Below are 22,605 nucleotides of genomic sequence, written 5' to 3'. Positions count from 1 at the left end.
CGAGGAGGCGATGTCGGAGGTGTCGGGAAGCATTAAACGTGGTTTCGCGACAGCGCTCTTGACGCTCCGTGCAGGAAGATTTGCGCCTGAGAGCATTCTCGGCCCGATTTCTGGGCTCGGCGCGCGGGTGCCTGGAAATTGGTCAGCGGCGCTGCCCTGTCGCGGTGCTGCCCCTGCCGCGAGGTCTTGTGGGGGGGACCAAAGAAAATCCCGCCCCGGAAGCCGGGGCGGGACCATCGGTCTCGCGCGTGAGCGGCAGCCGCTCAGGGGTTGGCGCTCAGGGGGGGCGCTCAGGGGGTTGGCGCTCAGGCGTCGGGCATGCCGGCGTTCACCCAGTCGGTGATCTCGTCGAGCGTGATCTTGAACCGGCGCAGCATCTCGTCGATCTGCGCCTCGGTGATGATCATCGGCGGGCAGAAGGCGATGGAATCGCCGATGGCGCGGATGATCAGCCCGTGGTCATGGGCGCGGTCGAACAGCTTGAGGCCGACCTTGCCGACCGGATCGAAGCGGGCCTTGGTCTCCTTGTCCGCCACCAGCTCGACGGCGGCGATAAGACCCATGCCGCGCACTTCGCCCACCAGCGGGTGATCGGCGAAGCGGGCGAGGCCGGCGCGCATGTACTCGCCCATGGCGGCGGCGCGGGCGACGAGGCCGCGCTCCTCGATGATGGCGAGGTTTTCCAGCGCCACCGCGGTGGCGACCGGGTGGGCGCCGGTGGTGTAGCCATGGCCGAAGGTGCCGAGCTTCTCCGACTGGTCGGCGATCGCCTGGTAGATCTCGTCCTTGATCAGCACCGCGGCGAGCGGCTGGTAGGAGGAGGTGATCTGCTTCGAGCAGACCAGGATGTCCGGATCGATGCCGAGCGCCTCGCTACCGAACATGGTGCCGAGCCGGCCGAAGCCGTTGATCACCTCGTCAGCGATGACCAGCACGTCATATTTGCGGCAGATCTCCTGCACCTTCTGCCAGTAGCCCTTGGGCGGCACGATGACGCCGCCGGCGCCCATCAGCGGCTCGCCGATGAAGGCGGCGACCGTCTCCGGGCCCTCGGCCAGGATCAGGTCCTCGAGCTCCTTGCCGAGGCGCTCGACGAACGCCGCCTCGCTCTCGCCCGGCAGCGCGTTGCGGTAGTAATGCGGGCGCGAGACGTGGCGGGCGAAGGACAGCGGCAGGTCGAAGCCCTTCTGGTTGCCGGCGAGGCCGGTGAGGCTGCCCGCCGCGATGGTGATGCCGTGATAGGCGCCCTCGCGGGAGATGAACTTCTTCTTCTCGGTCCGGCCCAGCGCGTTGTTGTAGTACCAGACGAACTTGATGACGCTGTCATTGGCCTCGGCGCCGGAATTGGTGAAGAACACCCGGCTGAGGCCGGCCGGGGCGAGCTCGGCGAGCTTGGTGGCGAGCAGCGCCGAGGGAGCGTGCGCCTTCTGCGAGAACACATGGTAGTAGGGCAGCTTCGACATCTGCCGGGTCGCCGCCTCGACCAGTCGCGGCTCGCCGAAGCCGACGCCGACGCTCCACAGCCCGGCCATGGCCTCGATATATTCGCGGCCCTCGTCGTCATAGACGTAGATGCCGTCGCCACGGTCGATGACGATCGGCCCCTGGCGTTCGTGCCGGCGCAGGTTGGTGACGGGATGGATGTGATGGGCGACATCCAGACTGTGCAGCGAATTGGCGGACATGCTCGGAACCTTGAGGCGGGAATTCGTGGAGCTGGGAGAACCCCCCGCGATCAGCTTGCGGGGGAACGGGAGGCGGAACGCGCCTCGCTCGGCGTGCAGCCGAAACGGGCGCGGTAGTTGCGGCTGAACTGGGCCTGGTCGCCGAAGCCCCATTCATAGGCGATCTCGGAGATCGACTTGCGGCACAGAGGATCGCGCAACATCGCCTCGCAGGCGAGCAATCTTTGGTTGCGTATATGGGCGCCGACGGTAATATTTTCCGCCTCGAAGATCTGGTGCAGGTAGCGCACCGAGATGCCGCAGCCCTCCGCCACCATCTGCGGCGACAGCCTGACATCGCCGAGCCGGGCGCGGATGAATTGCTCGCAGCGGTGCAGATGCGCGTTGCGCACGGTGGAGGAATGACCGGCGAGCACCCGCTCATCCGCCTCGATCGCCATGGCGAGCAGGTCGATCAGCTGCCTGCCCATCAAGGCGCGCGCCGGCTCGTCCATCTCGTCGATGCGCGCGCCGGTGAGCCTGAGCATGTCGACGAACATGGCGCCCACCGAGCGGCTGGCGTCGAATTGCAGCGTAGCGAGGCGTTCCGGCCGGGCGATGCGGGCGCGGAGCACCGCGCTCGGCACTTTCATCACCCACAGCGCCGCCGGGTCGCGGTGGCTGAACTCATAGGGCAGGTGGCTACGCTCGATGAGGAAGGCGCCGGGGCGGCACTGCACCTGCCGGCCGTCCTGCTCGAAGCGGATCTCGGCAAGCTCGGGCACGGTGATGAGGTAGCATTCCTCGCGCTCGGCGACGAGATGCCGCTGGTGGCGGCGATAGAGCAGGCCGTCCGACACATTGCGCGACACCGCGACCGGGCCGAGCGACCAGGCGCCGAGGCTGCCGGAAAACTCATTGCCGGTGCCGAAGCGGAGATCGAGCGGGAAATAGGTCTTGGAAACGGCGTCCTGCCAGAACTGGCGCCGCGCGGTCGGCGCCACCTGATCGGTCGAGTAGCTGGCACGCATGTCATGCTCCTCCGATCCACGGACGGGGCGGCCACAGGGCGCCCTTGGGACCGGCATCGCCGCTGAAACGCAGCGTGCCGGGGCGGGTTATCGATCGGCACGTTGCAGTCAAGGCGTTGCAGTCAAGGCGCGTTCTGTCGAGCGCTTCGGTCCAAGGCTTCGGTCGAGCTTTCCGGGCGCGGCATCGCTTTGTGACACGTCTGCCGCCCGGTCGCTGGTCCGGCCGCTCAGGCGAGCCAGGGCCGCACCGCTTCTTTCAAGACCCGGGCCAACTCGGCGGCGTTGGGAGTGTCGGAGTGGACGCAGATGGTCTGCGCCTTCAGCTCGAAGTCGCGGCCGTCAATGGTGGTGGCCTTGCCCTCGGCCAGCATCCGCACCGCGCGCCGCGCTGCCTCCACCGGGTCGCGCGCCGGGTGCTCGCGGGTGATGATCAGCGCTCCCGAGGGATCGTAGTCGAGATCGGCGTAATATTCCGCCACGAAGGTGAGGCCGCGGGCGAGGTACACCTCCTCGTGCAGCGTGCCGGCCATGCCGATCACCGGCACGCCATAGACCGAGGCGGCGTCGGCGATCGCCTGCGTCACCTCTTCCCGGCGCATCGCCGCGCCGTAGAGCGCGCCATGCGGCTTGATGTGATTGAGCGGCAGGCCGGCGGCGTCGAGGAAGCCCTTCAGCGCGCCGATCTGGTAGAGCACGCAGGCGGCGAGTTCCTCGCGCCCCATCGCCATGTCGCGGCGGCCGAAGCCCTGCAGGTCGGGGAAGGAGGGATGCGCGCCGACCGCTACCCCGTGTTCGGCGGCGAGCCGCACCGTCTCGCGCATCACCACCGGATCGGCGGCGTGAAAGCCGCAGGCGACGTTGCCGATGTCGATATGCGGCATGATGCCGGCATCGTCGCCGCAGCGATACAGGCCGAAACCCTCGCCCATGTCGCAATTGATGACGACGCCCATCGCGCACTCCTCATGTCCACACTATCGGCACGAAACGTGGCGAAGCCGGGCGGCGAGCGTCAAATCGTATTAAGCGGAAGCCGATATCTCAATTTTCGATGTCCTGCGGCGCGAGACGCGGCGGGTCCGGCGTGGCGGCACGGCCGGCGCTGTCGCCGGCCACCGCGAAGCGCAGGAAATCGCAAAAGGCCTGCGTCGCCGGGGTGAAGCCGGTGTCGCGCCGCCAGGCGAGGCCGACATCCATGCTGGGCACCTCGTCCGCCACCTCGCGCAGTTCGATGCGCTGGCCTTCCAGCGACCAGGGCCGGTAGACGAGATCGGACAGGATGGTGACGCCCATGCCGCCGCCGACCATGGAGCGCACCGCCTCCACCGAGGAGGTGCGGAAGATGGCGTTGGGCTCCAGCCCCTGCGCGCCCCAATAGCGCATGGCCGTGTGCTTGGCCTCGTCGACGGTGAGCACGACATAGGGATAGCGGGCGATGTCGGCGAGCCGTACCCGCTCCATCCGGGTCAGCGGATGCGAGGGTGCCAGCCACAGCCGGCGCGCCGAGCGCAGCAGCAGCTGGCTGGCGAGATTTTCGCTGTCCTGCAGGTTGGAGACCAGCAGCACCGCGACGTCGAGCGCGCCGTCGACCAGCGCCTGCTCCACCACCGAGCGCGGCGCCTCGAACAGTTCGACGGTGATGCCGGGAAAGCTCGACTGGAAGCGGATGTGATGGCGCGGCAGGAAATAGCCCGACACCGTGTAGGTGACGCCGACCCGCACCGTGCCGGCGATCGGCACCGTGGAGTGGCGGGCATCGCGCACCGCCTCCGCCACCTGGGTGAGGATCTGCCGGCCCTGCAACAGGAAGCGGCTGCCCTCCAGCGTCACGCTCACTCCGGTGGGGGTGCGGTCGAGCAGGCGGGCGCCGAGCATCGCCTCCAGTTGCTGGATGGCGGCGGTCACCGCCGATTGCGAGACGTTCAGCTCCACCGCGGCCTGGCTGATCCGCCCGGTTTCGGCGGCGGCGACAAAATAGCGGATCTGCTTCAGCGAAATCGACATATGCTCCTCGGCAGGGCGTGCTCGGCGCGGCGCTCGGCGTGGCGCGCGGCCATGCTATCTGATTTTCTGATGTCCCGAATTCCTTAATGCTATTTCTCGACCGGAACGTCTTTTGCAACTCTCCCCGCAGCTTTGGACTGCAGCTTCGATGGACGGCATGTGATGGCGAAGACGATACAGGCCCCGCTTCCGGGCACCTTCTACCGGGCCGCCGCGCCCGGCGAGCCGGCCTTCAAATCCGAAGGCGACGCGGTGGCGGTGGGCGACACCATCGGCCTGATCGAGGTGATGAAGTCGTTCACGCCGGTGGTCGCCGAGGAGGCCGGCAGGCTGCTCGCCTTCCATGTGGAGAACGAGGACGCGGTGATGGCCGGCCAGCCGCTCTACGATCTCGACGCCTGACCATGGCCATTACGTCGATCTTCATCGCCAACCGCGGCGAGATCGCGGTGCGGGTGATCCGCGCCGCCCGCGAGCTGGGCCTGCGCACCGTGCAGGCGGTGAGCGCCGCCGATGGCGACATGCTGGCCGCCCGGCTCGCCGACGCCACGGCGCTGGTCGGCCCGGCGCATGCCACCAAATCCTATCTCAACAAGGAGGCGGTGGTGCGCGCGGCGCTGGAGAGCGGCTGCGACGCGGTGCATCCCGGCTACGGCTTCCTCTCCGAGAATGCCGATTTCGCCGAGATGGTCGAGGCGGCCGGCCTCGTCTTCATCGGGCCGAAGCCGGAGACCATCCGCCAGATGGGCGACAAGGCCCGCGCCCGCCAGCAGGCGCAGGCCGCCGGCGTGCCGACCGTGCCGGGCACCGAGGGGGTGGTCGCCGATCTCGACACCGCCAGGGTCGAAGCGGCGCGCATCGGCTATCCGGTGATGATCAAGGCGGCGGCCGGCGGCGGCGGGCGCGGCATCCGCGTCGCCCGCGACGAGGCCGAGCTGACGACGCTGTTCCCGCAGGCGAGCGGCGAGGCGCGCGCGGCCTTCGGCGATGGCGGTCTCTATCTCGAACGCTTCATCGGTCGCGCCCGCCATATCGAGGTGCAGGTGCTCGGCGACGGCGAGCGGGCGGTGCACCTGTTCGAGCGCGAATGCTCGCTGCAACGCCGCCGCCAGAAGGTGTGGGAGGAGGCGCCTGCCGCCTGCCTGACCAATGAGCAGCGCATCGCCTTGTGTTTGTCTGCGGTGCGGCTGGCCGAGCGGGTCTCTTATCGCGGCGCCGGCACGCTGGAATATCTGTTCGACGACGCCACCGGCGAGTTCTTCTTCATCGAGATGAACACCCGCATCCAGGTGGAGCACCCGGTGACCGAGATGGTGACCGGCGTCGACCTGGTGCGGGCGATGATCAGGGTCGCCATGGGCGAGAAGCTGGCGCTGCGGCAGCAGGATATCGTGCTGCGCGGCCATGCGGTGGAGGCGCGGATCTGTGCCGAGGACCCGGCCGCCGATTTCCGTCCGTCGCCCGGCACGGTGACCGGGCTGACCCTGCCCGGTGGCTTCGGGGTGCGCTTCGACACGCTGCTCTATGCCGGCTACACGGTGCCGCCCTTCTACGATTCGCTGCTCGGCAAGCTGATCGCCCATGACGACAGCCGCGCCGCGGCGATCGTCCGGCTCGACCGCGCGCTTGGCGAACTCGTCGTCGAGGGGCTGCCGACCACCGCGCCGCTGCACCGCGCCCTCGCCGCCGATCCGGCGGTGCAGGCGGGGACGGTGCATACGCGCTGGCTGGAGGAGTGGCTGGCCGCCGCTCCCCTTGCGGTTCCCCTTGCCGCGGCGCCATTGGCCGCATCCGCTTCACCCACTCTTGTCACACCAGCCTGAGGGACCGCCCGGAATGCAGACGCGCTATTCATTCGGCGGCGACGAGCACATCTTCGTCGAGGTCGACGAGGAAATGTCGCTGGAGGCCTTCTTCAAGAGCCTGTCCATGACCACCGCGGTGCGCGAGGCGGGTATCGCCGGCGTCACCGAGATCTGCCCGGCCAATGCCTCGTTCCAGATCAAGTTCGACCCGGACGTGATCGCGCCGCAGGCGCTGATGGACCAGCTGAAGGGCTTCGAGGCGGCGGCCGAGGCGGCCGAGAAGACCATCGAGACCCGGATCATCGAGATCCCCGTGCTCTATGACGACCCGTGGACGCGCGAGACGCTGATGCGCTTTCGCGAGCGCCACCAGGACCCGGACGCCACCGACCTCGAATATGCGGCGCGGGTGAACAACTACCCGGACGTGGCGAGCTTCATCGCCGCGCATGCGGCCTCGCCCTGGTTCGTCTCCATGGTCGGCTTCGTCGCCGGCCTGCCCTTCACCTACCAGCTGGTGGAGCGGGACAAGCAGATCGAGGTGCCGAAATATCTGCGCCCGCGCACCGACACGCCGCGCCTCACCATCGGCCATGGCGGCTGCTTCGGCTGCATCTATTCGGTGCGCGGTGCCGGCGGCTACCAGATGTTCGGCGTCACCCCGATGCCGATCTACGACCCGGCGGGAAAGATCAGCTACCTCAAGGAGCTGATGATCTTCCGCCCCGGCGACATCCTGAAGTTCCGCCCGATCGAACGCGAGGAATACGACGCCACCGTCGCGGCGATCGAGGCCGGGACCTTCGTGCCGAAGATCGTGCCGGTGCCGTTCTCGCTCGACGCCTTCACCGCCGATCCCGCCGGCACCAACGCCAAGCTGCTGGAGGCCCTCAATGGCTGAGCGCTCCTTCGAGGTCGTCAAGCCCGGCCTCGCCACCACCGTGCAGGACCTCGGCCGGCCGGGCTACTACCATCTCGGCCTGCCGCTCTCCGGCGCCATGGACCGCTTCGCGCTGATCGCCGCCAACCGCCTTGTCGGCAATCCCGATGGCGCGGCCGGGCTGGAGGCGGTGTTCCTCGGGCCGGAACTGCGGTTTTCCGCCGACGCGCTGGTTGCCATCACCGGCGCCGAGCTGCCGCCCAAGCTCGACGGCGTCGAGCAGCCGCTGTGGACCGCGTTCAAGGTTGCGGCCGGGCAGGTGCTGTCCTTCGCCTTCCTGAAGGGCGGCGCGCGCGCCTATATCGCCATAAATGGCGGCGTCGACGTGCCGGAAGTGCTCGGCTCGCGCTCGACCTACGCGCTGGGCGCACTGGGCGGTTTCGAGGGCCGGGCGCTGAAGGCGGGCGACGTGGTGCCGCTGGGCGCGCCGACGACCGCCGGAGGCGAGGGCAAGACGCTGCCGCCCGACGGGCGCCGGCCGGCGCAGGAGAGCGGGGTGGAAATCCGCGTGCTGCCGGGGCTGTATTGGCACCGCATCACCGAGGAGGCGCAGGCCGGCTTCTTCGAGGACACCTGGAAGGTGGCGCCGGAGGCGGACCGCATCGGCTACCGCTTCCGCGGCGGCAAGAAGCTCGACTTCGTGCCGCGCCAGCAGCCGTTCGGCGCCGGCTCCGACCCTTCCAACATCGTCGACAGCTGCTATCCCTACGGCTCGATCCAGGTGCCGGGCGGCACCGAGCCGATCGTGCTGCACCGCGACGCGGTGTCGGGCGGCGGCTATTTCATGATCGGCACGGTGATCTCCGCCGACATGGACCTGATCGGCCAGCTGCAGCCGCACCAGCCGGTGCGCTTCCAGTCGGTCACGCTGGAAGACGCGCTCACGGCCCGCGCGGTGGAGACGGCGCGGCTGGCGCGGCTGGGCGAGCTGATCTGACACTATCGGGCGCGCGCCCGGATTTCCCCGTATGTGCGTGAGAGGGCGGCCTGAGGCCGCCCTTTTCGGTTTCTCGGCCGGGGCGGTTCAGGGGGCGGGCCCGCCTGTCGATCCGGCCGGCCGCCGCGGCTTCCGCAAAGACCCCGACTTTTGCCGCCGGTCGCCGCCGTGCTATCGGAGCACACCGGTTTCGCTTGCGTGCCACCCAGCCGCCGGGGCACGCGCCGGCGCGGAATCCGCCGATGGTCGGTTGTGGGAAAGACCCGGCAATCTCGACAAATACGTCTATACAAATAGAATGGCGGCGCTCAGGGAGGTGACCGGCATGACACGCGCGGACAAGTTGAAGCTCGGGACCTTCGTCTACACCTTCGGCTACAACCCGGCCGGCTGGCTGCATCCCGGCAGCGACGTGAACGGCGCCAATGATTTCCGCCACCTGCTCAAGGTGGCGCAGATCTCGGAAGCGGCGAAGTTCGACTTCATGTTCCTGGCGGATTCCCCCGCCGCCGCCATTGGCGACCCGGAGGCGCTGTGCCGCCTGCCGACCAAGATGAACCGCTTCGAGCCGCTGTCGCTGCTCTCCGCGCTGGCGGTCTCCACCTCGCATCTCGGCCTGGTGGCCACCGCCTCGACCTCTTATTACGAGCCGTTCAACCTTGCTCGCATCTTCGCCTCCATCGACCATTTGTCGGGTGGCCGGGCCTGCTGGAACGTCGTCACCTCCGACCATGACGAGACCGGCTACAATTTCAACCGCGAGGGACTGGACCCGCATGCGCTGCGCTATGAGCGCGGCAAGGAGTTCGTCGACGTGGTGTTCGGGCTGTGGGACAGCTACGAGCCGGACGCCCTGAAGCTCGACCGCGAAAGCGGCGTCTATTACGACAAGGACAAGCTGCACACGCTCAACCACAAGGGCAAGCACTTCCAGGTGCGCGGCCCGCTCAACATCGCCGCCTCGCCGCAGGGCCGGCCGGTGATCGCCCAGGCCGGCGGCTCGGAGGCCGGCATCGAGCTGGCCGCCGAGACGGCGGAAGTGGTGTTCTCGCTGGCCTCCAACCTCAAGCGCAGCCAGGATTTCTACGCGGCGCTGAAGGAGCGCATGGGCAAGTTCGGCCGCCATCCCGACGAATTGAAGGTGATGCCCGGCGTGGTCATCAATGTCGGGCGCACCGAGGCGGAGGCGCGCGAGAAGGTGGAATACCTCGCCGACAAGCTGCACCCGGATGTCGGCCGGGCGATGCTGGCCGAATTCCTCGAGGCGGATCTCTCCGGCGTGCCGCTCGACCAGCCGTTCCCCAAGGACCGGCTGCCGGCGGCGCCCAAGGGTTCCAAGGCGCTGTTCGACGAGCTGACCGACTTCGTGATGAAGGGGCACACGGTGGGCGAGCTGATCAAGCTGTTCAGCGAGAAGCACACCGGCAATGGCATCACCGGCACGCCGGCGGTGGTGGCCGACTTCATGGAGGAGTGGTTCCAGGGCCGCGCCGCCGACGGCTTCATCGTGATGTGCCCGACGCTGCCCGCCGCGCTGGAGGACTTCACCGAGCTGGTGGTGCCGGAACTGCGCCGGCGCGGGCTGTTCCGCGATGAATATGAAGGCACGACGCTGCGTGCCAATCTCGGCATTCCGGTGCCGGAGAACCGCCATGCGCGGGCGCGGCGCCAGCTTGGCGGGGCCGTGACCGCGTGAGCAGGCCGGCGGACACTCAGTTGGCGGGCATCTTGCTACGTTGCGTCAGGTCGGGCGTCAGGTCGGGGGCTGCGCGCCTGTCGGACGCCACCTGCCTGTCGAGTTTCGCCTGCCGCTGTCCGGGAAACTGAATGTTCGATTTCAACCTGATCATCAAATCGCTGCCGATGCTGCTGCAGGCATCGGTCTGGACGGTGATCTATTCGCTGAGCTCGGTGGCGATCGGCTTCTGCATCGGCACGCTGATGTGCGCCGCCGGCCTGTCGGCCTCGCGGCTCGGCCGCGGCGTCGCCGCCTTCTATGTCAGCTTCTTCCGCGGCGTGCCGTTGCTGGTGCAGCTGCTGATCTCCTATTACTGCCTGCCGCTGATCGGGGTGAACGTGCCCTCCTCGGTGGCGGCGGTGGGCACGCTGGCGCTGTGCACCGGCGCCTACATCGCCGAAATCCTGCGCGGCGGCTTTCTCGGCATCCCGCATGGGCTGGTCGAGGCGGCGCGCATGGTGGGCCTGAGCCGGGCGCAGATCCTCACCCGCATCGAGGTGCCGCTGGCGGTGCGCTTCACGCTGCCCTCGCTGGTCAACGAGACGACGATGATGGTGAAAGCCTCGTCGCTGATCTCGGTGGTCGGCGTGCTGGAGCTGACGCGGCTGGCGCAGAACATCGCCACCTCCACCTTCCAGCCGCTGGAGATCTATTTGACCGCCGGGGCGATCTATTTCGTCATCAACGGGGTGATCACGCTGGCCGGCCGGTTTGCCGAGAGCCGCTTCCGGCTGGAGACGGCGCGATGAGCTTCAACCCCGCCATCCTCACCGACAATTGGCGCGAGATCCTCGACGGGATGGTGCTGACCATCCTGATCTGGGTCGCCGGCACCGCCATCGGCCTGGCCATCGGGCTGGCGGTGGCGGTGATCCAGCTGTTCACCAATCGCTGGCTGGCGGCGCCGCTGGCCTTCTATGTCGCGGTGATGCGCGGCACGCCGTTCCTGATCCAGCTGTTCGTGATCTATTATGGTGGGCCGTTCTTCGGCCTCGACCTGACGCCGATGGTCGCCGGCACCGCCGGGCTGGCGCTGTATGGCGGCGCCTATTTCTCCGAGATCTTCCGCGCCGGCTTCCTCTCGGTGCCGCCCGGCCAGATCGAGGCGGCGCGGATGATGGGGATCGGCCGGCTCGACATCGTGCGGCACGTGCAATTGCCGCAGATGCTGGTGATCATCCTGCCGGCGCTCGCCAACATGACGGTGCTGCTCTCCAAGGAGACGGCGGTGTTGTCGGTGATCACGGTGAACGAGCTGACCTCGGTGGTGCAGTCGATCGGCTCCACCACCTTCGCCTTCGCCGAGACGCTGCTGTTCCTGGCGCTGGTGTACTGGGCGTTCCTCGAAATCGTCACGGCGGCGGCGCGGCGGCTGGAGAAGCGGGTTGGCCGCTTCATGCTGCGTACCCAGAGCTGAAAGGGCGGACATGACCGCACATCCTGTCGCGAATTCCCGCCCGATCATCGATGTGCGCGGCGTGTGGAAGCGCTTCGGCGCCGCCGAGGTGCTGAAGGGCATCGACCTCGCCATCCGCAAGTCGGAAGTGACCTGCATCATCGGGCCGTCCGGCTCCGGCAAGTCGACGCTGCTGCGCTGCATCGCCTTCCTGGAGGAATACAGCGAGGGCGAAATCTACATCGAGGGCGAGCTGCTCGGCTTCGCGCTGGAGAACGGCAAGCGCCGCCGCGTCTCCGATGCCGAGGTGGCGCGGGTGCGGCGCAATGTCGGCTTCGTGTTCCAGCAGTTCAATTTGTGGCCGCACATGACGGCGCTGGAGAACGTCGCCATGCCGCTGAAGCTGGCGCGGGGGATCGCGCGCGAGGATGCGGCGAAGCGGGCGCGGGCCATGCTGGAGAAGGTGGGGCTGGGACATCGCGCAGAGGCCTATCCGAGCCAGCTTTCCGGCGGCCAGCAGCAGCGCGTCGGCATTGCCCGCGCGCTCGCCATGGAGCCGCACATCATGCTGTTCGACGAGCCGACCTCGGCGCTCGACCCGGAACTTGTCGGCGAAGTCCTGCAGGTGATGCGCGACCTCGCGGCCGAGGGCATGACCATGGCGGTGGTGACGCATGAGATGGGCTTCGCCGCCCAGGTGGCCGACACGGTGGTGTTCATCGACCGCGGGGTGATCGCCGCCTCGGGCTCGCCGGACGAGGTGTTCCGCAAGGACGAGAATCCCCGGCTGCGGCAGTTCCTGCAAAACTACTTCGAGCGCAACGTGTTCTGGCAGGGCAGCGGAGACGTTGCCGTGCCGTGAGATGCCGGCTGGCGCCGCGTTGCGGTACCCATGTCGTTATGTCTATACTTTTATGCACAAAAGAAGAGCGGAGGCATGGCGCCTTCCGCAACTTCCAAGGGAACAGGAGAGACCGATGACCCATCTCACCCGGCGTTCCGCCGTTACCAAGGCCCTGCGCCTCGCCGCGCTCGGCGTCGCCGCGTCGATGGCGCTGACGGGCGTCGCCCGGGCGGAAGACCTGCTCGCCAAGGTCAAGGCCAAGGGCGAGCTCACGGTCGGCACCGAGCTGCAATTCGCACCGTTCGACTTCGTCGAGGACGGCAAGCAGAGCGGCATGAACAAGGAGATCTTCGCCGAGATCGGCAAGGAGCTCGGCGTGAAGATCACCTTCCTCGACCTGCCCTGGCCGAGCGTGCTGCCGGGCCTCGAGGCCGGCAAGTTCGACATGGTGGCCGGCCCCGCCACCATCACCAAGGCGCGCATGGAGCGCTACCGCTTCTCCTCGCCGATCGCCGACGCCACCGTCGCCATCCTGAAGAAGAAGGGCGACGCCTCGATCACCAAACCCGCCGACATCGCCGGCAAGAAGGTGGGCACGGCCAAGGCCACCGCCCAGCTGGCGCAGCTGCAGGAATTCGCCAAGACCCTGCCGACGCCGCCGACCATCCAGGAATATGTCGACTTCAGCCAGTCCTATGCCGATCTCGGCGCCGGGCGCGTCGTCGCGGTGGCGAACTCGCTGCCGAACATCGCCTTCCTCGCCAAGCAGAAGCCGGACGTGTTCGAGGTGGTGGAGCCGCCCTTCGGCAAGCCGGTCTATTTCGGCTACATCGGCACCAAGGCCGCGGACGCCAAGTCGCTGATGGACGCCGTCGACGCCGTGCTGATCAAGATGAAGCATGACGGGCGGCTGGCCAGCCTGCAGAAGAAATGGTTCGGCACCGAGATGGCCACGCCGGATCAGGTGACGGAAGCGAGCTTCTGAGCGGCATCCGCCACAGATCACCCTGAGATCGATCCCGGATCGGCCCTGCCGGTCCGGGATTTTTCGTGTGCGGCTCAGGTCGAGGCGGGGAGAGCCGACGTCGGCATGGCCCGCAGCGTCAGCGCCCAGAACAGCAGCGCTACAAGGCTGATGCCGGCGCCGGTGAGGCAGACGCCGGTCCAGCCGGCATGGGCATAGACCAGCGTCGACACCGCGGAGCCGAGCGCGCTGCCGATCGCATAGAACACCATATAGGCGGCGGTCAGCCGGCTCTGCGCCTCCGGCCGGACGCGGTAGATCAGGCCCTGATTGGCGACATGCGTCGCCTGCAGGCCGAAATCGATGATGACGACGCCGGCGACCAGCCACAGCAGCGAGCGGTCGAGCAGCGAGATCGGCAGCCAGGCGAACAGCATCAGTCCGAGCGCGATGCCGGTGACGCGCTGGCCGTAGCCGCGATCGGTCCAGCGCCCGGCCCGCACCGCGCCGAGCGCGCCGGCGGCGCCGGCGAGGCCGAACAGGCCGACCTGCGTATGCGACAGCGCGAAGGGCGGGGCGCTGAGCGGCAGCACCAGCGGCGCCAGCAGGGTGGTAATGTCGGCGAAGATCAGCAGGGCGAGCACGGCGCGGATGCGCAGCGCCGGCTCCTCGACGAAGAGCGTGACCAGCGAGGCGATCAGGCGCGGATAGGACGGCGCCGGCCCGCTCCGGCGCGGCGGGTGCTGCCTCGGCAGCGCCTGCCACAGCAGCGCGCTCACCAGCAGGGTGAGCAGCGCCGAGGCGAGATAGACCGTGCGCCAGCCGGACAGGTCGGTCAGTGTGCCGGCGACGCTGCGCGCCAGCAGGATGCCGAGCACGATGCCGCCGGTGACCACGCCGACGACATGGCCGCGCTCGGCGGGGCGCGCCAGCCCGGCGGCATGGGCGACCAGTGCCTGCGTCACCACCGCCATCAGCCCGACCGCCGCCATCGCGGCCAGCAGCATCGCCGCCGAGGTCGAGACCGCCACCGCGACAAGCGCGAGCGCCGACAGCAGGAACTGGCCGACGATCAGCCGGCGGCGGTCGAGGAGATCGCCGAGCGGTACCAGAAGTACCAGGCCGAACCCGTAGCCGATCTGGGTCGCCGCCACGATCAGCCCAGCCATGGCGCGGGAGAGGCCGAGATCATCGGCCATCACATCGAGCAGCGGATGGGCGAAATAGGCATTGGCGACCGCCAGGCCGCTGGCGAGCGCGAACAGCAGCAGCACCGGACGGCCGAGCGGGGCGGGCGGCGGCTCCGGAGCGGCGTTCGCGGCCGGCACGGACGGCCGATCCCGACCGCGCGCAACGGCGTTCGCGGCGCCGGCCGGCGCCACGTCTCGACGGATTTCCATTGGCGGCTCCAGATCTATTGGTTTTATGATTAAACTTATATCGGCAATAGCCAATATGGTTTAATAATGCAACCTATAATCGATGGGTGCCAATGGCGGCGGGAGCGGAAGAATGGTGGCGCGCAAGAGCCTGAAGGGCGACCACTGCCCGAGCGCCCGCGCGCTGGACGTTATCGGCGACTGGTGGTCGCTGATGATCGTGCGCGACGCCTTCGATGGCATGACGCGGTTCAGCGAGTTCCAGAAGAGCCTCGGCATCGCTCGCAACATCCTCGCCGAGCGGCTGCGGACGCTGGTCGAGCACGGCATTCTCGCCGCCGAGCCGGTGGCGGCGGGCGGCACGCGGCTGGAATACCGCCTGACCGCGATGGGCAAGGACCTGTTTCCGGTGATGGTGGCGCTGCGGCAGTTCGGCGAGCGCCATCTCTTCGCGCCGCAGGAGCCGCACTCGCGGCTGATCGACCGCGCCGCCGGCCAGCCGGTACGGCTCGATATCCGGGCGCAGGACGGGCGGGCGGTCGGTCCCGACGACACGCTGATCGTCAAGGTGCCGGAGCCGGGGTGAGCCGGCGCGGACCCTGCGGCGCGCCAGCCCCCCGCGCTTCAGCGGAAGGCCGGCTCGTCGAAGGAGCGCAGCTTGCGCGAATGGATGCTCGCCCCCGCCTGCCGGAGCTTGTCCAGCGCGGCGAGGCCGATCTTCAGGTGCTCGCTGACGGCGCGCTCATAGAAGGCGTTGGCGGCGCCGGGCAGCTTGATCTCGCCATGCAGCGGCTTGTCGGAGACGCAGAGCAGCGTGCCGTAGGGCACGCGCAGCCGGTAACCCTGCGCGGCGACGGTGCCGGATTCCATATCGACCGCGATGGCGCGCGACAGGTTGATGCGCCGGCGCTCCTTGGCCCAGCGCAGTTCCCAGTTGCGGTCGTCCTGGGTGACGACGGTGCCGGTGCGCAGGCGCCGCTTGAGCTGGTCGCCCTGCTCGCCGGTGACTTCCGCCGCCGCCTGCTGCAGCGCCACCTGAACCTCGGCCAGCGCCGGGATCGGGATGTCCGGCGGCACCAGCTCGTCGAGAATGCCATCCTGGCGGAGATAGGCATGCGCCAGCACATAGTCGCCGATGATCTGCGTCTGCCGGAGCCCGCCGCAATGGCCCACCATCAGCCAGCAATGCGGCCGCAGCACCGCGAGATGGTCGGTGATGGTCTTGGCGTTGGAGGGGCCGACGCCGATATTGACCAGCGTCACCCCGGCGCCGCCCGGCCGGACGAGGTGATAGGCCGGCATCTGGTAGCGGTGCCACGGCGCCGCCATCACCCGCTCCACCGCAGCGACGTCGAAGCTCTCGCGGTCGATCCGCACCCCGCCCGGCGTGATCAGCGCCTCGGCGGTGCCGGCCTCGATCTCGGCGAGGCCGAGGCGCACGAACTGGTCGACATAGCGGTGATAATTGGTCAGCAGGATCCAGGGCTGGAAGGCGCGCCAGTCGGTGCCGGTGTAGTGGACGAGGCGGCGCAGCGAATAATCGACGCGCACGGCATCGAACAGCGACAGCGGGCGCGGCTCGCCCTCCACCAGATCGAAGGTGCCGTCGGCGATCTCGTCGCCGACCAGCGACAGCAGCGGGGTGGGGAAGTGCCGTGCCAGCTCGGAGGCGGTGACCCTGCCGCGCCCCAGTTCGTCGCCGCCCTCCAGCGCGTAGGGGTAGGGGATCTCCTGGTGGCTGACGCCGGTCTCGATGGTGGCGCCGAATTCCTCCACCAGCGGCGTCAGCTGGTCGAGCAGATAGGCGCGGAACTCGGCCGGCTGGGTCACGGTGGTCTGGTGGATGCCGGGCACGGCGAATTTCGCGTAGCCGCGCTGGATCCGGGCCGTCGACGCCCGCGTCGGCGCATGGGTCACGCGCAGCAGCGGGTAGCGATAGCGGTCGCGCTCCTCGGCATCCGGCGCCTGTCCGGTCTCGAAATAGCGTTGGAGATCGTGCCGCAGCGCCTCGCGCGCCGCGCTGTAGAGCGTCTCCAGCCGGTCTATCGCCGCCTCGGGTGTCGCCGCCGTCTCGAATGTCATCGGGTCTGTCGCCTCCACATGAGCGCTGCTAGCGCGATTTGCCGCGGTCGGGAAGGCCGGGAGGCCAAGATGATGCCGCCTCGCCGCAAGGCCTGCCGGCGGCGCAGGGCTGCCCCGCGCCGTTGCGAGCCTAGACGGCGGCGGCAAAAGCGGTAAGTTCCCGCCCGCCCGCGGACCGTCCGCTCCCTGGGCGGAGGAGCCGCGGCGCGTGGCCGGACCCCGGCGCGGCTTTCCTCCTCCTGCCCATTTCTCGCCGAAGGACCGAGATCGTGCACGATCATCAATCCCAATCGCCGCAACTGTCGCTGTCCAAGGACAAGATCCGGGTGCTGCTGCTCGAAGGCGTGAACGACAGCGCCGTGCAGATCCTCAAGGCCGCCGGCTATTCCAACGTCACCCGCTTGACCAAGGCGCTCGACGGCGATGCGCTGAAGGAGGCGCTCAAGGGAGTGCATGTGCTCGGCATCCGCTCGCGCACCCAGATCACCGCCGACAGCCTGGCGGCGGCCGACCGGCTGATCGCCATCGGCTGCTTCAGCGTCGGCACCAACCAGGTCGACCTCGATGCCACCCGCATCCACGGCATCCCGGTGTTCAACGCGCCGTTCTCCAACACCCGCAGCGTGGCGGAGCTGGTGATCGGCGAGATCGTCATGCTGCTGCGGCGCATTCCGGAGCGCTCGCGCGCCGCCCATGACGGGCGCTGGGACAAGTCGGCCAATAACAGCCTCGAGGTGCGCGGCAAGACGCTCGGTATCGTCGGCTACGGCAATATCGGCACGCAGCTCTCCAACCTCGCCGAGGCGATGGGCATGCGGGTGATCTATTACGACCACACCGACAAGCTGCGCCACGGCAATACCGAGCCGGTGGCGACGCTGCACGAACTGCTCTCCCAAAGCGACATCGTCAGCCTGCATGTGCCCGAGACGCCGGCGACCCACGGCATGATCGGCCGCGACGAGATCGCGGCGATGAAGACCGGAGCCTATCTCATCAACAACAGCCGCGGCACCGTGGTCGATATCGGCGCGCTGGCCGACGCCCTGCGCGGCGGCAAGCTGCGCGGCGCGGCGGTCGACGTGTTCCCGACCGAGCCGGGTTCCAACAATGAGCGCTTCGTCTCGCCGCTGCAGGGGCTCGACAACGTGATCCTGACGCCGCATGTCGGCGGCTCGACCGAGGAGGCGCAGGAGCGCATCGGCTCCGAGGTGGCGCGCAAGCTGGTCGACTACAGCGACACCGGCTCCACCATGGGCGCGGTCAATTTCCCGCAGGTGCAACTGCCGCCGCGCCCGCTCGGCACCCGCTTCATCCAGGTGCAGCGCAACCTGCCGGGCATGCTGGGACGGCTCAACGAGGTGCTGGCGCGCCATCACGTCAACATCGCCGCGCAATATTACGAGACCAGCGCCGATGTCGGCTATGTGGTGCTCGATGCCGACGCCTCGGGGGTCGACAGCCAGGCGGTGCTCGCCGACATCCGCGCGCTGGAAGGCACGATCCGCGCCCGGCTGCTCTACGAATACAAGATCTGAGCGGGCGACCACGTTCTTTCCTCTCCCCGTTGGGGAGAGGTGGCCCGCGAAGCGGGTCGGTGAGGGGAAGGCGGCCGCGGACGGGTGGATGCTCGCCGGTCCCGCTTCCCCGAGGAACCGTCTCGCCCTCGGGGTATGAGCGTAGCGTGCCTCGGAGACGGCCATCCGGGCGCATAGGTTTCCGCGCGCCTTCCCCTTTGGGGAAAGGTGGTCCGCCCACGGGTCTCGCCCTCGGCGAGCCCATGGACAGGCTCCGCGGGCCGATGAGGGGACGCGATTGGGAAGCGTCGAAGACCCCTCACCCCAGCCCTCTCCCCGACGGGGAGAGGAAGCCGCCATCCGTCGGGGCCCGCTTTCGTCGGCGCAGGACGAGAAAGCCGGCGGCTCGTTGGCGGCAGTCGCCCACCGAGAAAGCGAACCCGCCCATTCAGCGCCGCTTGAAGGCATCCAGCAGGGCGGCGCCGAGGGCGCCGGTGGGCTCCAGCCGGGATGGCTTGGCGGGATTGCCGCGATTGGGGCCGCCCTTGTCGCGACTGTCCCGATTGTCGCGTGGGCCGCGCTCCGGCTGAGCCTTGTCCGCGGCCCTCGCCGCGCCCGCCGCCGCGTCGCGCCGCATGGACAGCGAGATGCGCTTGCGCTTGAGGTCGATCTCCAGCACCCGCACCTTCACCACGTCGCCGACCTTCACCACCTCATGCGCGTCCTTCACGAAGCGGTCGGCGAGCTGGGAGACGTGCACCAGCCCGTCCTGATGCACGCCGATATCGACGAAGGCCCCGAAGGCGGCGACATTGGTCACCGTGCCTTCCAGTTCCATGCCGGGCTTGAGATCCTTCATCTCGTCGATGCCGTCGGCGAAGGTCGCGGTGCGGAAGGCGGGGCGCGGATCGCGGCCGGGCTTGTCGAGCTCGGCGATGATGTCGCGCACGGTCGGCAGGCCGAAGCGGTCATCGACAAAGGCGCGCGGATCGAGCGTGGAGAGCGCCGCGCTGTCGCCCATCAGCGTGCGCAAATCGCGCCCGCAGGCGGCGACGATCTTGCGGGCGACGCCATAGGCTTCCGGATGCACCGCCGAGGCGTCGAGCGGCTCCTTGCCGTCGCGGATGCGCAGGAAGCCAGCGCATTGCTCGAAAGTGCGCGGGCCGAGGCGCGCCACGTCCAAGAGTTGCTTGCGGCTGGCGAAGGCGCCCTGGGCGTCGCGATGGGCGACGATCGCCTCGGCGAGCGAGGTGCCGAGGCCGGACACCCGCGCCAGCAGCGAGGCCGAGGCGGTGTTGAGGTCGACCCCGACCGCGTTCACCGCGTCCTCCACCACCGCGTCGAGCGCGCGGGCGAGATGGTACTGGTCGACATCGTGCTGGTACTGGCCGACGCCGATCGATTTCGGCTCGATCTTCACGAGTTCGGCGAGCGGATCCTGCAGCCGGCGGGCGATGGAGACGGCGCCGCGCAGCGACACGTCGAGGCCGGGGAATTCGGCCGCCGCCAGCTCCGAGGCGGAATACACCGAGGCGCCGGCCTCCGATACCACCACCTTGATCGGCTTCGGTCCGTTCTCGGGCGCCGGCATGTCGGCCAGCATGTCGGCGACCAGCTTCTCGGTCTCGCGGCTGCCGGTGCCGTTGCCGATGGCGATCAGCTCGACGCCGTGCCGGCGGATCAGCACCGCAAGTTCGGCCTGGGTGCCGCGCACGTCGTTCTTCGGCGGGAAGGGATAGACGGTGGTGGTGGCGGTGAGCTTGCCGGTGGCATCGACCACCGCCACCTTGACGCCGGTGCGGATGCCGGGATCGAGGCCCATGGTGGTGCGCGTGCCCGCCGGGGCGGTCAGCAGCAGGTCCTTGAGGTTGCGGGCGAAGACGTTGATCGCCTCGGTCTCCGCCTTCATCCGCAGCTCGGTCATCAAATCGAGCGAGAGATGCAGCGACAGCTTCACCCGCCATGTCCAGCCGGCGACCTCCAGCAGCCAGACGTCGCCGGGCAGCCTGTCGCCGATGCTGTAGCCTTCCGCGATCATCGCCACCACCGGCTTCACCGGGCGCGGGTCCTCGGCATCGACCTCGATGTCGAGCGCCAGCACATCCTCGTTGCGCCCGCGCAGCATGGCGAGCGCGCGGTGGCTGGGCACATTGGCCCAGCGCTCGACATGGTCGAAATAGTCGGAGAACTTGGCGCCGGCCTCCTGCTTGCCCTCGACTACGCGGGCGCGCAGATCGGCCTTGCCGTGCAGATAGGCGCGCAGCCGGCCGACGACCTCGGCGTTCTGCGCGAAGGCTTCCGAGACGATGTCGCGGGCGCCTTCGAGCGCCGCCTTCACATCCGCCACCTCGCCGACGACATAGGCCTTTGCCAGCTCGGCCGGCACCGCGGCGCGCTCGGTGAGGATGGCATCCGCGAGCGGGCCGAGGCCGCGCTCGCGGGCGATGTCGGCGCGGTTGCGACGCTTGGGCTTGTAGGGGAGGTAGATGTCCTCCAGCTCCGCCTTGGTGCCGGCGCCGGCGAGGGCGGCCTCCAGCTCCGGGGTGAGCTTGTCCTGCTGGCGGATCGACAAGGTGATGGCGGCACGGCGGGATTCCAGCTCGCGCAGATAGATGAGCCGTTCGTCGAGCCGGCGCAGCTGGGTGTCGTCGAGCCCGCCGGTGACCTCCTTGCGGTAGCGCGCAATGAAGGGGACGGTCGCGCCCTCGTCGAGCAGGGCGATGGCCGCGGCCGCCTGCTGCGGGCGGGCGCCGATCTCGCTGGCGATGCGGGCGGCGAGGGAGGTGTTGTCGGCTGTCATGCGGGTCACGGATTCGCTGCGGAGGGGCGACCATAGTCAGCTGCGCCGGCAAAGGCCACGCCCGGGGGGCGTGACCTCATCGCCACGGCCCGCAGCCGGCGCCCAAAACCTCAGCCGTAGCGCCGGCCGGCCTCGATGGCGAGGCCGGTGCCGACCGAGCCGAACGTGTCGCCCTCGATCACCCGCGCCGTCGGCACGCAGGCGCCGATCGCCGCGCGCACATGCGCCAGCCGGGTCGAGCCGCCGGTGAGGAACAGCGCGTCGATGTCGCCGGCCGCGAGACCGGCAGTGGCGAGGCAGGAGGCGATCCGCCCGGCGATGCGCTCCGCCAGCAGGCCGGTATGCCGCACCAGATCGGCATGCGCGATGCCCACCGACAGCCCGGCTTCCAGCACCGCCAGATCGAGCACGGTTTCGCCAGCCTCCGCCACGCGGATCTTGGCGGCTTCCACATCGAGGGCGAGGCCGTGGCCGCGCTCGTCCTCCACCGCCCGCGCCAGACGCGCCACCAGATCGGGATGCGCCGCCTCGCGCTCCAGCTCGCGGATGGTGCGGGCGGTCCGGCCGTCATAGAGGCGGTTGATCGAGGACCAGGTTGCGAGGTCCTGATAGATGCCCACCGGCATCGACAGGCCCTTGCGCTTCAGCGGGCTGCCATGGCCGAGCGCCGGCATCACCATGGCCAGGGACAGCTGGCGGTCGAAATCGGTGCCGCCGACGCGCACGCCCTCATTCGCCAGGATGTCCGACGCCCGGTCGGCGCGGCCGGCATGGCTGCGGGCGATCCGCACGATGGAGAAATCGGAGGTGCCGCCGCCGATGTCGGCGATCAGCGCCAGTTCCTCGCCGGTCACCTGACGCTCATAGTCGAGGCTCGCGGCGATCGGCTCGAACTGGAACGAGAGCTCGGCAAAGCCGATGTCGCGGGCGATGCTGCCGAGCACCTCCTGCGCCCGTGCGTCGCCCGCCACGTCGCCGTCGACAAAATGCACCGGCCGGCCGAGCACCACCTCGCGCAGCTCGCCGCCGGCCGCCGCCTCGCCGCGCGCCTTCACCTCGGCGAGGAATTTGCCGATCACCGCCCGGAAGCCGAGGCGCTGGCGGCCGACCGGCGTGGTCTCGTCGATGAGCGAGGTGCCGAGCACCGATTTCAGCGAGCGCATCAGCCGCCCCTGCTGGCCCTCCACATAGGCCGCCATCGCCGCCCGCCCCACCAGGGGCTCGCCCTGCCGCGGAAAGAAGATGGCGCTCGGCAGGGTGTCGGCCGCGCCTTCCAGCGCCGCCAGCCGCGGTTCGCCGGCGCCGTGGAGGCCGAGCGTGGTGTTCGAGGTGCCGAAGTCGAGGCCGCAGGCGGTCATGACACCTCCTCAGATGATGCGGAATACGGGAGGGCGCGCTTGCTAAAGCACGCTGCGCCGCAGCGCAAGTGCGGAAGTGCGCCGGAAGCGCCGCGAGCGACCGCGAAGGCGGGCGGCCGTCCCGCGGCAGGCTTCAATCCTTCGGC

Annotated in this window: 19 protein-coding genes; 11 read left to right on the top strand and 8 right to left on the bottom strand. The window is 69.0% G+C overall.

The features are described 5' to 3' along the window. Window positions 1-305: 305 nt before the first annotated feature. The 4 genes from KHC24_RS14780 to KHC24_RS14765 form a co-directional block, all read right to left on the bottom strand. Window positions 306-1,685: an aspartate aminotransferase family protein gene (locus tag KHC24_RS14780; protein WP_213364077.1), complete on the bottom strand. Its 1,380-nt coding sequence runs from the start codon at window positions 1,683-1,685 to the stop codon at window positions 306-308. Window positions 1,686-1,735: 50 nt separating this feature from the next. After that, the gene (locus tag KHC24_RS14775) at window positions 1,736-2,695 is read right to left on the bottom strand and encodes an AraC-like ligand-binding domain-containing protein (RefSeq protein WP_213364075.1); all 960 of its coding nucleotides are present in this window, start codon (window positions 2,693-2,695) and stop codon (window positions 1,736-1,738) included. 227 nt (window positions 2,696-2,922) lie between these two features. After that, window positions 2,923-3,648, bottom strand: coding sequence for a LamB/YcsF family protein (locus KHC24_RS14770; protein ID WP_213364074.1), 726 nt, complete (start codon window positions 3,646-3,648; stop codon window positions 2,923-2,925). 88 nt (window positions 3,649-3,736) lie between these two features. Then, window positions 3,737-4,699 carry a LysR family transcriptional regulator gene (locus KHC24_RS14765; protein WP_213364073.1) on the bottom strand — a complete coding sequence of 321 codons (963 nt, stop codon included), beginning with the start codon at window positions 4,697-4,699 and terminating at the stop codon, window positions 3,737-3,739. A gap of 162 nt (window positions 4,700-4,861) precedes the next feature. Between KHC24_RS14765 and KHC24_RS14760 the strand changes: the two genes are divergently transcribed. The 9 genes from KHC24_RS14760 to KHC24_RS14720 all read left to right on the top strand — a co-directional run bounded on the left by KHC24_RS14760 (window position 4,862) and on the right by KHC24_RS14720 (window position 13,344). Continuing rightward, a complete protein-coding gene (locus tag KHC24_RS14760) occupies window positions 4,862-5,101 on the top strand; it encodes an acetyl-CoA carboxylase (protein ID WP_213364072.1) in 240 nt (79 codons plus the stop codon). A gap of 2 nt (window positions 5,102-5,103) precedes the next feature. Next, a complete protein-coding gene (locus KHC24_RS14755) occupies window positions 5,104-6,522 on the top strand; it encodes an acetyl-CoA carboxylase biotin carboxylase subunit (protein ID WP_213364071.1) in 1,419 nt (472 codons plus the stop codon). 13 nt (window positions 6,523-6,535) lie between these two features. After that, the gene (locus KHC24_RS14750; protein WP_213364070.1) at window positions 6,536-7,405 is read left to right on the top strand and encodes a 5-oxoprolinase subunit B family protein; all 870 of its coding nucleotides are present in this window, start codon (window positions 6,536-6,538) and stop codon (window positions 7,403-7,405) included. After that, a complete protein-coding gene (locus tag KHC24_RS14745; protein ID WP_213364068.1) occupies window positions 7,398-8,381 on the top strand; it encodes a 5-oxoprolinase subunit C family protein in 984 nt (327 codons plus the stop codon). Before KHC24_RS14750 ends, KHC24_RS14745 begins: the two co-directional genes overlap by 8 nt. Before the next feature lie 325 nt (window positions 8,382-8,706). Further along, window positions 8,707-10,077 (top strand): LLM class flavin-dependent oxidoreductase, encoded by a 1,371-nt coding sequence (locus tag KHC24_RS14740; protein WP_213364067.1) that lies wholly within the window; start codon window positions 8,707-8,709, stop codon window positions 10,075-10,077. A gap of 146 nt (window positions 10,078-10,223) precedes the next feature. Next, the gene (locus KHC24_RS14735; protein ID WP_373878570.1) at window positions 10,224-10,868 is read left to right on the top strand and encodes an amino acid ABC transporter permease; all 645 of its coding nucleotides are present in this window, start codon (window positions 10,224-10,226) and stop codon (window positions 10,866-10,868) included. Continuing rightward, window positions 10,865-11,536, top strand: coding sequence for an amino acid ABC transporter permease (locus KHC24_RS14730; RefSeq protein ID WP_213364065.1), 672 nt, complete (start codon window positions 10,865-10,867; stop codon window positions 11,534-11,536). Before KHC24_RS14735 ends, KHC24_RS14730 begins: the two co-directional genes overlap by 4 nt. A gap of 10 nt (window positions 11,537-11,546) precedes the next feature. Then, window positions 11,547-12,377, top strand: coding sequence for an amino acid ABC transporter ATP-binding protein (locus KHC24_RS14725; RefSeq protein WP_246546973.1), 831 nt, complete (start codon window positions 11,547-11,549; stop codon window positions 12,375-12,377). Between the two features lie 115 nt (window positions 12,378-12,492). Further along, window positions 12,493-13,344 carry a transporter substrate-binding domain-containing protein gene (locus KHC24_RS14720; RefSeq protein WP_213364064.1) on the top strand — a complete coding sequence of 284 codons (852 nt, stop codon included), beginning with the start codon at window positions 12,493-12,495 and terminating at the stop codon, window positions 13,342-13,344. Window positions 13,345-13,418: 74 nt separating this feature from the next. Here KHC24_RS14720 and KHC24_RS14715 read toward each other — a convergent pair whose 3' ends face one another. Next, entirely contained in the window at window positions 13,419-14,651 is a 1,233-nt protein-coding gene (locus tag KHC24_RS14715; protein WP_271180563.1) for an MFS transporter, read from the bottom strand. 184 nt (window positions 14,652-14,835) lie between these two features. On the opposite strand from KHC24_RS14715, the gene KHC24_RS14710 reads away from it, so the two are divergent. Beyond that, window positions 14,836-15,288 carry a winged helix-turn-helix transcriptional regulator gene (locus KHC24_RS14710; RefSeq protein WP_213364062.1) on the top strand — a complete coding sequence of 151 codons (453 nt, stop codon included), beginning with the start codon at window positions 14,836-14,838 and terminating at the stop codon, window positions 15,286-15,288. A 38-nt stretch (window positions 15,289-15,326) separates the two neighbouring features. Here KHC24_RS14710 and KHC24_RS14705 read toward each other — a convergent pair whose 3' ends face one another. Next, window positions 15,327-16,784, bottom strand: a complete 1,458-nt coding sequence (locus tag KHC24_RS14705; RefSeq protein ID WP_213364060.1) for an AMP nucleosidase — start codon at window positions 16,782-16,784, stop codon at window positions 15,327-15,329. A 269-nt stretch (window positions 16,785-17,053) separates the two neighbouring features. On the opposite strand from KHC24_RS14705, the gene serA reads away from it, so the two are divergent. Then, complete coding sequence (gene serA, locus KHC24_RS14700; protein WP_271180562.1) at window positions 17,054-18,322, top strand: phosphoglycerate dehydrogenase; 1,269 nt, start codon at window positions 17,054-17,056, stop codon at window positions 18,320-18,322. Between the two features lie 427 nt (window positions 18,323-18,749). On the opposite strand, the gene KHC24_RS14695 is transcribed toward serA, so the two are convergent. Both KHC24_RS14695 and KHC24_RS14690 read right to left on the bottom strand, forming a co-directional pair. After that, window positions 18,750-21,101, bottom strand: a complete 2,352-nt coding sequence (locus tag KHC24_RS14695; protein ID WP_213364059.1) for a Tex family protein — start codon at window positions 21,099-21,101, stop codon at window positions 18,750-18,752. A 110-nt stretch (window positions 21,102-21,211) separates the two neighbouring features. Continuing rightward, window positions 21,212-22,459: an Hsp70 family protein gene (locus KHC24_RS14690; RefSeq protein ID WP_213364058.1), complete on the bottom strand. Its 1,248-nt coding sequence runs from the start codon at window positions 22,457-22,459 to the stop codon at window positions 21,212-21,214. Between the last annotated feature and the right edge of the window lie 146 nt (window positions 22,460-22,605).

The organism is Ancylobacter defluvii, from assembly GCF_018390605.1.
GTDB lineage: Bacteria > Pseudomonadota > Alphaproteobacteria > Rhizobiales > Xanthobacteraceae > Ancylobacter > Ancylobacter defluvii.
Note: the sequence above shows the minus strand (reverse complement) of the source record. Positions and strands in the feature narration are given on the sequence as shown.